Source organism: Gluconobacter japonicus (assembly GCF_015244665.1).
GTDB lineage: Bacteria > Pseudomonadota > Alphaproteobacteria > Acetobacterales > Acetobacteraceae > Gluconobacter > Gluconobacter japonicus.
On sequence record NZ_JABCQN010000009.1, the window covers coordinates 1 to 11392 of the forward strand.

At 49.2% G+C, this 11392-nt stretch carries 8 protein-coding genes and 4 pseudogenes; 7 read left to right on the top strand and 5 right to left on the bottom strand.

Translation table 11 applies throughout. The features are described 5' to 3' along the window. Positions 1-162 (bottom strand): DUF1656 domain-containing protein (locus HKD32_RS13535; RefSeq protein WP_194258267.1); only part of this gene is annotated, 162 nt, incomplete at its 3' end. Between the two features lie 173 nt (positions 163-335). On the opposite strand from HKD32_RS13535, the gene HKD32_RS13540 reads away from it, so the two are divergent. From HKD32_RS13540 to HKD32_RS13550, 3 genes are read left to right on the top strand one after another with little or no spacing between them, the layout of a single operon-like run. Beyond that, complete coding sequence (locus tag HKD32_RS13540; RefSeq protein ID WP_010505599.1) at positions 336-845, top strand: MarR family winged helix-turn-helix transcriptional regulator; 510 nt, start codon at positions 336-338, stop codon at positions 843-845. After that, a complete protein-coding gene (locus HKD32_RS13545) occupies positions 842-2845 on the top strand; it encodes an FUSC family protein (RefSeq protein WP_194258268.1) in 2004 nt (667 codons plus the stop codon). Before HKD32_RS13540 ends, HKD32_RS13545 begins: the two co-directional genes overlap by 4 nt. Position 2846: 1 nt before the next feature. Beyond that, entirely contained in the window at positions 2847-3146 is a 300-nt protein-coding gene (locus tag HKD32_RS13550; RefSeq protein ID WP_064275414.1) for an EF-hand domain-containing protein, read from the top strand. A gap of 145 nt (positions 3147-3291) precedes the next feature. Here HKD32_RS13550 and HKD32_RS13555 read toward each other — a convergent pair whose 3' ends face one another. Then, positions 3292-4914, bottom strand: coding sequence for an NAD-dependent malic enzyme (locus HKD32_RS13555; protein WP_194258269.1), 1623 nt, complete (start codon positions 4912-4914; stop codon positions 3292-3294). 107 nt (positions 4915-5021) lie between these two features. On the opposite strand from HKD32_RS13555, the gene HKD32_RS13560 reads away from it, so the two are divergent. Next, positions 5022-5927, top strand: a complete 906-nt coding sequence (locus HKD32_RS13560) for a LysR family transcriptional regulator (protein ID WP_034880152.1) — start codon at positions 5022-5024, stop codon at positions 5925-5927. A 135-nt stretch (positions 5928-6062) separates the two neighbouring features. Continuing rightward, a pseudogene (locus HKD32_RS15520) lies at positions 6063-6585 on the top strand (transposase); the annotation flags it as partial. Between the two features lie 315 nt (positions 6586-6900). On the opposite strand, the gene HKD32_RS15305 reads toward HKD32_RS15520, so the two are convergent. Further along, positions 6901-7326 carry a hypothetical protein gene (locus tag HKD32_RS15305; protein ID WP_228119048.1) on the bottom strand — a complete coding sequence of 142 codons (426 nt, stop codon included), beginning with the start codon at positions 7324-7326 and terminating at the stop codon, positions 6901-6903. A gap of 247 nt (positions 7327-7573) precedes the next feature. Here HKD32_RS15305 and HKD32_RS15310 point away from each other — a divergent pair, with 247 nt between their 5' ends. Next, entirely contained in the window at positions 7574-8620 is a 1047-nt protein-coding gene (locus tag HKD32_RS15310) for a Hint domain-containing protein (protein WP_228119049.1), read from the top strand. A 78-nt stretch (positions 8621-8698) separates the two neighbouring features. After that, positions 8699-8923, top strand: a pseudogene (locus HKD32_RS13575) (hypothetical protein); the annotation flags it as partial. A gap of 90 nt (positions 8924-9013) precedes the next feature. Here HKD32_RS13575 and HKD32_RS13580 read toward each other — a convergent pair. Together HKD32_RS13580 and HKD32_RS13585 are read right to left on the bottom strand one after the other, a co-directional pair. Then, positions 9014-9810, bottom strand: a pseudogene (locus tag HKD32_RS13580) (transposase); the annotation flags it as partial. A 93-nt stretch (positions 9811-9903) separates the two neighbouring features. Then, positions 9904-10984: pseudogene (locus HKD32_RS13585) on the bottom strand (IS5 family transposase). Positions 10985-11392: the final 408 nt, after the last annotated feature.

The following is an 11392-nucleotide window of genomic DNA, read 5'->3' on the forward strand; positions in this document are numbered from 1 at the left end:
GACATAGAGCGCTATTTCAAATAGAGCGACGTGCCAGAACCAGCTTAAGGCGCCGGTCCGCCACAGAATGCTTCTCAACAGCAATGTCACGAACACTGCTGCAACGGCATAAATTGAAAGGGGTGCAACAAAGACGCCGAAGAGATTAACTTCCGTCAGCATCTGCTCCCCCTCCCCGTTGATGAAATATTACCTGCGTGTTGGTTCACGTCTCACTCATCGCACGTCAGCCCCAGCAGAAAACTTGAGCCGACAAGATTAAAAAATTTTCCAAGCTCGCTCAAAACAAGCTGAAATCTATTTCCTTGGCGTCGTTTGTCATATAAAAAGGTTACATGTCAACAGATGATATGGAATCGGAAATGTCGAAATCTTTTACAGCCGCCTGCCTGGACCAGACGCGCTACCATGATATTTCCTTAACGTTCCACGTCATGCGTCTGGCAACCTTATGGCGTACGCATTTGGACCGGGTTTTGCGCCCCAATGGCCTGACGCTGGCGACCATGCGTCCCATGGCCTATCTGATGACCTCGAAAACGCCGCTAACGCAAAGCGATCTCGCTTCTTTGATTGGGGTCGATCGATCCGCTCTGGTCCGTCTGCTGGATGTTCTGGAAGCAGAAGGTCTGGTTATTCGCCAGACAGACACTCAGGACCGACGCCTTAAGATGGTTCTTCTGACATCCGAAGGTAAAAAACAGTGCAAGCTGTTTCATCGCCTGGCTGCTGACCTGGAAGCAGAGCTGACAACCGGATTGTCCATGAGCCAAAAGCTCACCCTGACAAAAGATCTGGATATGATGGAAGCGCTTCTCTCTGTTGATCATGGCGCGTCTGTATGACAACCATCGTTCGGAAGAAGCTTTGGTCGCCACAATCATTCTGGTTTTCAGAAGCACGATGGAGCGGGTTTTTAAAAACCACTGCTTTTACCGTTCGAGTGTGTCTCTCGATCGGCTTGGCTTTGCTGGTAGCATTTGTTGTTCAATTGGACTCTCCGATGAGTACAGTGACAACTGTGGTAATTGTCGCACATCCTATGGTTGGTGCACTGGTTTCCAAAAGCATTTGGCGCGTTTTGGGAACAGTGTTCGGAGCGGGTTTGAGTGTAGCCATTATGGGCTGTTTTGTTCAGTCTACCTGGCTTTATTTCGTGGCCTTGGCTCTCATCGTCGGACTAGCCTGCATGACCGCAAGTCTTCTAAGGCTGTATCGGGCTTATGCCGCTGTTCTGACGGGATATACAATCATCATTGTCGCATTTTCGTCATTTTCTCATCCTGAGAGCGTCTTCATGTCTGCGATGATGAGATTATCTGACGTGGTCATCGGCGTGGTGAGTACAGCCGTTGTTTTTTTAGCAACGTCTCCACGTCGAAGCCAACCCGTTCACGGGGCATTGAATGACGCTTTCCTAGCGGTTCTGGAACACGCAAAATCGTTTCATAGCAGTCTTACAGCTCTCTCTGTCGATGACGATTCAGATTTCAGAACGCTTCCTGTTGCACTCTATGATAGCCGTCAGGCCGTACTAAAGAAAATAACGGCACTGACGCCATTGCTGGAATATGCAGCATCCGATAATCCTGAAATCAAAGACCATCTTTCAAGCTATAAAATGGCGGTCAATCAAATGGCCGGTGTGATTGCGGGTTATCATCCCCACTGGAGCAACCTACACCAACCTCACGCCCGGTTTTACGAGATCCACGCCTACACAACACGTATGTTAAAAAACGTGATCGACGGTATAAAAAATCCGTCATGGCGGAACGATCCGGAATCAATCTTAAAAGCACTTGACCAAGGTATTCAGTCTCTAGAGTTATTTGAGGCAGAAGAAATGCTTACGGCCGCCAGTCTTGCATCTGTGCATAATGTCGAAAATCTTTTGTTGGCATTACGTCGCATCATCGAGGACCTCACAGAGAAAAAAAATCGGGTTCCAATGCGCGTATCTCCTTATCTGGAATGGCCGACAGCGCTCCGTAATGGAGCAAGAGGCATCCTGATCACGCTGCTTGCGACATTCATCTGGTATGTAACAGCGTGGCCGAATGGTCCTATGATGATGATGTATGTCATTGCAGCATCCAGCCTGCTTTCTACGGTGCCCTCAGCATCGAAGGCCAGTATGGCTATGGCGATAGGAACTGTGCTGAGCATACCTGCGACATGGATCTATCACGTTTATGTTCTGCCACTTATTAGCGGATACTGCTTGCTCTGGCTGAGTTTGAGTTTTTTTCTTTTGCCGGGAATTTGGCTACAGTTTCATCCGAAATATAGCATTGGTGCTTTCGGATACGCTGTCTTTTTTGCAATACAGTCTCTCGTAACCAATGAAATGGTTTATGATGATATCGCCTTAACAAATACCTGGATGGCCATTATCTGTGGTGCCGTTCTTCTGGTGCTCGTATTTCGAGTCTTTCTTCCTCCAAACCATGAATCTGATGCCAGAGTGATTATGAGATCATTGCGCAGAAGCGTGAATTTGTTAGCGACATCTTCGTCCCATCGTTTGCCTTTCGCAGAACAGTGGCAGGGAGATCAAATCCAGAAACTATCGCGATTGGCATTGAAACTGTCATTCCTGAGCCAGAAAGACCGTGCTCGGGACGTCCTGGATCGCGCCTTTTCTTTAGTGTCGCTCGGTAAGCTCATTCTGGAATTACGGCAAAATGCAGAAAATCCGTTCGAGAAAAGAGCCGTACGGATGTTTCTACAGGATGCCATCATAAGACGTCAGGAAATAACCTACGAAGCTTTTGGGAATAGAACCCTGTCAAGTGGTATCGAACAAATACAGTTTATTTTAAAAAATCTTCAGGAGATATAACATGTCTATCAAATACTGGAGCATTTTAGCTTTTGCCTTGGTATCATCATCATGTTCAGCGCAGGTTCAAACGAATGAAAATCAATCTTTTTCGATAGCTGACAAAAATCATGATGGAAGAATCTCTTTCGACGAGTTTGAAGTTTATGTTCGGGATTATCTTCGTGAGAAAAGTAGCTTTGAAGCGTCCGGATTTTCTATGCTATCCCATTCAACGCAAGAGGCAGTGCTAAAAGACCATTTCGACAAAATGGACGTCGGACATAAAGGTTATCTCCTTCCCAACGAATGGAAGAGATAGGGAAATTCCTCCGAAAAAAATTAGAGTTATTTACCATCCATTAATTTCCTACTAGAAAATATGGTAGTAACGGATGGTAAATAAATAGAATAGAAGGAAACTTTTCTATTAAAGATAACAGATATTCTTTCTATTTTTTTGTCATTCAGTATTCTGCTCGGTAGAGCTTGGCTTCAATCCAGTCCACGATATCCTCGGGTTCAGGAACTTGAGCCAGGCCCGATTTGAAGATTTGACGCGCGACCTTGATGGCCGTGTTGATCTCTACACGCAGGACATCTTTTTGCGGCGGGAAAAGCAGACCGTGGGCCCGTTGCTCCGGTGTGACCTGTTCAGCGGTCGCTCTGGCGGCTTCAAGGAAGACCTCGTCGGTGATGCGTCTTGCCTGTGTTGCCCAGACAGCCAGTGCCACGGCGGGGAAGATATAAAAATTATTGGCCTGCCCGGGGGTGAGCGTTTTGCCATTCAAAGTAACATCGTCGAACTGGACGCCAGCAGCGAAGAGGGCCCTGCCGTCTGTCCATCGATAAGCCTGTTCTGCGGTACATTCCGCCTTGTCGGTGGGATTGGAGAGCGCGAAAATAACGGGCTTGTCGTTAATGCTCGCCATGGTGCGAACGACTTCCTCGGTGAAGCCACCCGCGTTTGTGCTGACGCCGATCAGGACAGTGGGCTCAATGCCTTTGACTGCTTCCGCAAGGTCTTTCGTCGATGCATGGGCGTGGGCGAACACTTTCTGCGAGGGATTAAGATCCTGCCGCGAAGGTTCGATCAGGCCGTTGATATCCATCATGGAAATACGGGCTCGGGCGTCAGCTTCAGAAAGACCTTCGTCCTGTAATGCACTCACGATCATATTCGCGATACCGATCCCCGCAGACCCTGCACCGTAGAACAGGATACGCTGTTCTTTCAGCGCCTCACCCTTGATCGACAGGGCGGTGTCGAGGCCCGCGATCGTAATGGCCGCAGTCCCCTGAATGTCGTCATTATAGCAAAGGATCTTGTCACGATATCGCGCCAATAGGCGGATGGCATCGTCTCCTTTCCAGTCCTCAAAATGTAGGCAGCAACGAGGATAAAGTTCTTGAATGGCTGCCACGAGTTCATCGACGAATGCGTCGAGTTCGTCTGAGGATGGAGGTGCCTGCCGCAGACCGAGATAGAGTGGATCGTCAATCAGCTCCTGATTGGTTGTACCGATATCCAGTAACATTGGCATCAGGCCCTGAGGTGGGATGGCGGCGCAGGCCGTGTAGAGCTGCAGTTTGCCGACTGGGATCCCCATGCCATTGGCTCCGATATCTCCGAGCCCCAGAATACGGCCGCCGGAACTGACGCAAATGAAGCGCACATCTTTTTCAGGCCAGTTGGCGAGCACATCCTTCACATGACCTTTATGACGTAGCGAAAGATACATGCCCTGTGGTCTCTCGAAGAGACGGCTGTACTGACGGCAGGCATCAGCGATTGTCGGATCGTAAACAATGGGAAGAAAGCGCTTCGGATCAGACATCACAACCTTGAAGAACAGGGTCTCGTTACGCTGTGACAATCCGTTCAGGTGCAGAAAGCGCTCGAGATCGCTGCTCTTGCTGTCAAGCTGCCATAGGACGCGCTCCATCTGCCGATCAAGGGTTTCGATGGCGTCTGGCAGGAGGCCAAGCGTACCATTCGCGTACCGCTCCTCATTCGTGAAGGCAGTTTCGCGGTTGTGAACCGCGTCCAGAAGGGGGGGGAGTGAAGATACAGTGCGATTGTACGTCATGTCTGTCTCCATTCATTGATGAACTTATAATGGATGTGCGTTTATCGCGCTGGTAGTCGCATAAAAGACATTGTATCTGTGTGCAAAATGCAAAGATGGCACTCTCAATGCACGATGACGCCGGTGATCTGAGATTTTTCGTACTTCTCGTTGAAGCAGGAAATCTGACTGCAGTCGCGCGTCACCTCAACGTCTCGGCAGGAGCTTCCAGTCGAAGGCTGGCTCGGCTGGAGGAGCGGCTTGGCGTACGCCTGGTCACAAGGACATCAAGGCGCTTCGACCTGACGGACGAAGGACAGACGTTTTATGAGCGTGCTGCAGAGATCATGATTGATATCGAGGCGGCTGAAGCAGAGATTTCTGCCAATCAGAAAGAGCTTCGTGGCGTCCTGCGGATCGGGGCGCCACTTGAACTGGGACGCCGCCGTTTGGCTGATTTTGTCAGTGAATTTGCCGATCGTTTTCCAAAGCTGCGTGTGCATCTCCTTCTGTCAGACGAAGGACTGGATGTCGTTAACAGTCGCCTTGACCTGGCCATTCGGATTGGAATGCCAAATGAAGCGGGGACTGTCGCGACGAAGATCATGAATAGTGAACGGATCATCTGCGCTTCTCCAGCCTACCTCGAGAGGTTTGGCATGCCGACCACCCTTGCCCAGTTAACTGAGCACCGTTGTATTTGCCTGATGCGAGGGCATGAACTGGGGATGCTCGACCAGTGGAGACTATCTCGTTCGGGAGAAGATCAGATTGTCGAGGTAACTCCTCATCTCTCGACGACGAGCGGCGAAGTGGTGCATGACTGGGCCCTCAAGGGCAAAGGTATCGTGTTCAAAGTCTTGTGGGACGTCGGCGACGACCTGCAACGCGGCAGGCTGGTCCGTCTTTTTCCGGAGTACCAGGGAGAGACGATCGGATTGTTTGCAACGATGCCCAGCCGACGCAACGTCCCGCTACGCGTTAGAGCTTTTCTTGATAATCTAAGAGACTTCTTGGCGCCTCCTCAGTCTTGAGCGTATTCGGGGAGGTGAAGAGCGATCAGAGGGGCCGATCGCAAACAGTGCTGTCAGCTGGAAAGTTCTAAAAACCCCCTTGGTTATGATGGGTCCTCGATGATTCACTTTTTTATCTTGTGATGAGGGGGGTATTTGAAGCAGCCAGATTTCTTTAATGTTGAAAAATGGATTGCTCGACTGAGTAGGCTGGGTAATCAATTCGAAGCATTTTCTCGGACTGTGAATTTTGAAGTGTTCTGCCCTGATCTGGAGATGTCTCTGACCTGTTCAGACGGAAGAAAAGGCGGTCATTTCCCGTTTGATGCAGTGTTGGTATTCAAGATCCTGGTAATCTAGACGTTGTACAATTTTCCTGATGAGCGGACGGCATATCTGATCAACGATCGCCTGTCGTTCATGCGTTTAATGGGATTGGGGCTGTCGGACCGTGTGCCAGATGCCAAAACAATCTGTTCATTGGGTTCTTGGCTAAAAATCCCATGTCTCCATCAACCGGAAGTTCCGATTCATCCGGAAATGGAAAACGACGGATGCCCCCGCCAGTGATGGTGTGCGGTTGAGAGAGGGGCTGCTGGAAAAGACCACTACCGCTTCAACGGTACGGGCAGATACGGTTAATTTCTTAAAAAGCGATGAAGACTCCATAAAAAACAAATGTAGAATTATATTTCCATATCTCATCAGATAATCTAGTAAATAATTTTTCAATAAATTAAATATAAGAAAAACCTTAATAATAAAACAATGAACAAATGTTGATTTATTTATAAACCAGAGAATATTAATATTAATATTAATTAATGAACCAAATATGATGTTTTTACAGAAACCATACATTCTGTAATTCATCACGCATACATCGTTGCTCTTTGCAACATATCGCGCTAAGACGTGTCAACGATAAATTAACGGAAGGATAAAAGATGTCGCTGCTATATGGATACGACCATACTGTCACGAAAAGCGGGAGTTACACTCTTGTTCCAGCTTTGCCTGTCCTTGGACTAATATCCATTGGCGGAGCGAGCGCTAATTTTTCAGGCAAAAACGTCAATGCTTCCGTCAATTTTTCTCCCTCATTAATCTCCCTGGCAAACCCTTGGAGTGTCACCTCAAGCAACAACGCCTTTGTTACAGTAACTGGATTGACTGGTGGCGTTGTCAATGCATTGACTGGTGCGACATTCACAGCAGATGGAGGCACCATTTCCATGGATAGTGCCTCGACAATATCAGCCCTTTCTGGTTCGACATATAATATCTCTTCTGGCGGAAAGCTGATCCTGAATTCAGTACAGAACCAGGCTGCGATTTCTGCCTTAAGTGGATCCAAAGTAGCTTTCGGAAAAGGTGGTGGTACACTTCTGATTAACCCAGGAAGCAATGTATCCGTCATTTCTTTTCAAAGTATATCAGGATTTGAGAATGCGGGATCAACCATAGAAATTCCTGGCGCAACAAAGGTTGTTTCCGTTTCAAAGAACGGAAGTAGCACGAATATCGTCACAGATAATGGAAAAACAATTACGGTATCGGGAGATTTTTATGACTATGGAGCAAATAATAATTTGTTCCAGTCATATCAGGATGGAAATTTATTCATTAGTTCGACTCCGTTAAATAACACAAACCAGAACGGAGTCTTGGTTTGCTTCCTGAGAGATTCGATTATTTCTGTTCCCAATGGAAAAAAAGCCGTGCAGGATATCGTCATGGGTGACGAAGTCCTCTGTTATAAAGACGGGGTGACATATACAGATATCGTCACGTGGGCGGGACATGCGCATTGTACGGTGCGACCGTATCTTCCACTGGATCAGGCGGGCTATCCCGTCCGTATTCTGAAGGACGCAGTATCCGACGGCGTGCCGTTCAAGGATATGCTCATCACAGCCGAGCACTGCCTGTTTTTTGATGGAAAATTCGTTCCGGCCCGTATGCTCGTAAATGGTCGTTCGATCTTCTATGACACGTCGATAACCTCTTACGATTACTACCACATTGAAACTGAAGAACATTCAGTTATCATGGCGGATGGTATGCTGACTGAGAGTTATCTTGACACTGGAAATCGTAGTGCGTTTCGGCAGGCTGGAGACGTCGTGTCTCTGACACCTTCCCGTAATCTGTCCTGGGAGGATGCAGCAGCGTCTTTGACCGTAGACCGTGATCTTGTCGAACCCCTCTTCCGTCAGATTGAGACACGAGCTGTTCACCTCAATTCTCCTCTTATGACTGATACTCTCTCCCTGACGCAGGAGAACGATCTTCACCTTGTCACAGATACCGGTGCAACGCTCCGCCCGATCCGTAAGAATAATGATCGGATTATGTTCATGATTCCGGCTGGTGTTGAAAACGTTCGGATTGTTTCAAATGCAAGCCGCCCGTGTGATGTTGTCGGACCGTTCGTGGATGACCGCCGTATGCTCGGCCTGCTGGTCGGCGACGTCCAGCTTTTCGAGGGACACGCGACGAAGACCCTGACATCTCATCTGCAGGACATCGATCTGTCCGGATGGAATAATGTCGAGGACGGCATGTCCCGCTGGACAAACGGAAGCGCGCTCTTGCCTCTTGGGACCCGGCCGATTGGAAGTATTGCTCTCATGGCGCTTCAGATTCACGCTTCGGGACCATATCTGGCCTCAGGCGCTGAAGCTGCTGACCTGCACGCTCTACAGGCTTGACGTGACACCAACCCAGCGTCAGTAAACGCTGGGTTGGCACTACATTTGCGTTTTCTTGAGAATTCTGAATCTATGGGCAACCATAATTTGGAACGAGATGAGTGGCACGGCTGGCACCATCACGTCACGCTGGCCATGCTCACATGCGCGATGATGGCGGCCGTGTGCTACCGGGCCAACGCGCTCAAAAAACTCTCTGCCAATACGCAGGAGCTCATCCGATGGTCGATCCATGAAATCCGCCGTCGCGTCGTGAAGCTGGAGGGTTCTAAAAAACCTTTGATTGACTGCTCTTTCGCCTGATTTTAGGTTTTTAGCGTGTTGAGTGCTACTTCCTGAGTCTGATTTTCGCTTTGGGTTTCAAGCAAAGCGAGAGTTTCATGCTCTGGATTGCTACGCGGCGTCGTTAATTCGCTCCGGGAAGAGGAATCGGCGCATATTATAGACGATATTGGCCAGCCCGATCCTCATGGTGGCCCGTGTGATACCGACAGTTCGGATGAAGAATTCCGTCTGCGATTTCTGGTCGGCAAAGACATGCTCGACGCGCGACCGGATCATCGACTTCCCTGCATTCGATCTCTGGATATGGCGTGGCATAGGCTTGAGATGCGGCTTTTTCCTGTGAACCTTCGAGACAAAGCCCTCTCTTTCCATGAAGTTCTCATTGGCTTTCGAGCGGTAGGCTGTGTCCGCCCAGACTGTTGAGGCTGTATTGCTTTTATCAAGCGGGCCCTCTCTCAATCGCGCGCCATCACTGGCGGCTGCATCTGTCGTCTTCCATTTGCGGATCAGCCGAAATTTCCGGTCGATGGAGAGTGAGATTTATAGCCAAAGAACGGGATGGCCAGATCTGTTGCTGGCATACTCCCGTCCTCCTGTCGCTTCGCTTTCGTGAACTTCAGGGTCCAGCGCGCATGCCTGTCCTTGTGGGACAGCTTTGACGGCTTGTCCTGCCAGTCCTGTGGGATCCGTCCTTCACGCAGATCCTTTTTCTCCGCATTGGTATTGCGCTGCTCTGGAGAAGCCACCAGTGTGGCATCCAGGATCTGGCCTGACATCGGCAGATAAACAGCATTACACAGGGTTGCGTCAAAGCGATTGAACAGACCGCCAATCGCACCAGCATGGGTCAGACGCTCTCGAAACAGCCACACCGTTCTGGCATCAGGTGGAGGGTTCGAAGAACCCTTGATTGATTACCCTTGCGCCTGATTTCTGGTTGCTGGTCCTGATTTTCACTCTGCGTTTTGAGCGGAGAGAGGGTTTCATGCTCTGGATTGCTACGCGGCGGCGTTAATCCGCTCCAGGAGGATAAAGCGGCGCATATTATAGACGATATTGGCCAGCCCGATCCTCATGGTGGCCCGCGTTAAGCCTACGGTTCGGACGAACAGTCCCGTCTGTGATTTCTGATCGGCAAAGACATGCTCAACGCGAGATCTGATCACCGACTTCCCTACGTTGGATCTCTGGATATGACGGGGCATAGGCCTGAGATGCGGCTTTTTCCTGTGAACCTTGGAGACAAAGCCCTGCTTTACCATGAAGTCCTCATTGGCTTTTGAGCGGTAGGCTGTGTCTGCCCAGACCGTTGAGGCTGTATTGCTTTTATCAAGCAGGCCCTCTCTCAATCGCGCGCCGTCACTGGCGGCGGCATCTGTCGTCTTCCATTTGCGGATCAGCCGAAATTTCCGATCGATGGAGATGTGCGACTTGTAACCAAAAAATGGGATGGCCAGATCCGTTGCGGGCATACTCCCGTCTTCCTGTCGCTTCGCTTTCGTGAATTTCAGGGTCCATCGTGCATGCCTGTTCTTGTGGGACAGCTTTGCCGGTTTACCCTGCCAGTCCTGTGGGATCCGTCCTTCCCGCAGATCAGTCTTTTCATCGTTGGTATTGCGCTGCTTCGGAGCAGCTACCAGCGTGGCATCCAGGATCTGGCCTGACATCGGCAGATAACCAGCGTTACGACAGGGTCGCATCAAAGCGGTTGAACAAAATATCAATTGCTCCCGCCTGTGTCAGACGTTCCCTGAACAGCCAGATGGTTTTGGCATCAGGCACACGGTCGGACAGCCCCAGGCCTAAAAAGCGCATGAAGGAGAGACGGTCATTGATCAGGTATTCCGTCCGGTCATCGGACAGATTGTTCAGCGTCTGGATGACCAGGATTTTGAACATCAGCACCGGATCAAACGACGGACGACCGCCTTTGCTGCCGTCTGCATAGGCCAGCGCTTTATCCAGATCAGGACGAAATGCTTCGAAATTCACAGTCCGGGAAAAGGCTTCGAGCTGATCGCCAAGCCCGCTCAAACGAGAAAGCCGCTCTTCAACATCAAAGAAACCGGGCTGTTTCATGTCGCCACTCTTCCAATAAAAACCGGAAAAATAGAATCACAGAGAGGGCCTCAAAACCAAGAGGTTTTTCGAACCCTCCATGCCCCCAATCAACTCAGGGGAAATGGAATCACAGAGCAAACCTCAAAACCAGAGGTTTTTCGAACCCTTCACGTTGTAGTTTGCATTATCAATGAGGTTTGTATACAGAATATGAGAATTCTTATCTCGCTGTACATCAAATTTTCCTTCGTGTCCTATGGCATTATTTGCGAGATAATATTTCATTCTCATGTAGTTTGGCGTCTCTTATAGCATCTGAAAATTTTATAGTAGACTTTATCATAAATGTTCGTCCGCTACCGTCTTTTTATTGTAATGTTTATTCGATCCCTCTAAATCATAATTATTCAATTCTCCGTATTCGTT

Bases quoted from the DNA above. Each gene is read 5' to 3' on its own strand.
- HKD32_RS13540 (WP_010505599.1), top strand. From the start codon at position 336: ATGTCAACAGATGATATGGAATCGGAAATGTCGAAATCTTTTACAGCC.
- HKD32_RS13545 (WP_194258268.1), top strand. From the start codon at position 842: ATGACAACCATCGTTCGGAAGAAGCTTTGGTCGCCACAATCATTCTGG.
- HKD32_RS13550 (WP_064275414.1), top strand. From the start codon at position 2,847: ATGTCTATCAAATACTGGAGCATTTTAGCTTTTGCCTTGGTATCATCA.
- HKD32_RS13555 (WP_194258269.1), bottom strand. From the start codon at position 4,914: ATGACGTACAATCGCACTGTATCTTCACTCCCCCCCCTTCTGGACGCG.
- HKD32_RS13560 (WP_034880152.1), top strand. From the start codon at position 5,022: ATGCACGATGACGCCGGTGATCTGAGATTTTTCGTACTTCTCGTTGAA.
- HKD32_RS15305 (WP_228119048.1), bottom strand. From the start codon at position 7,326: ATGACGGATACATTGCTTCCTGGGTTAATCAGAAGTGTACCACCACCT.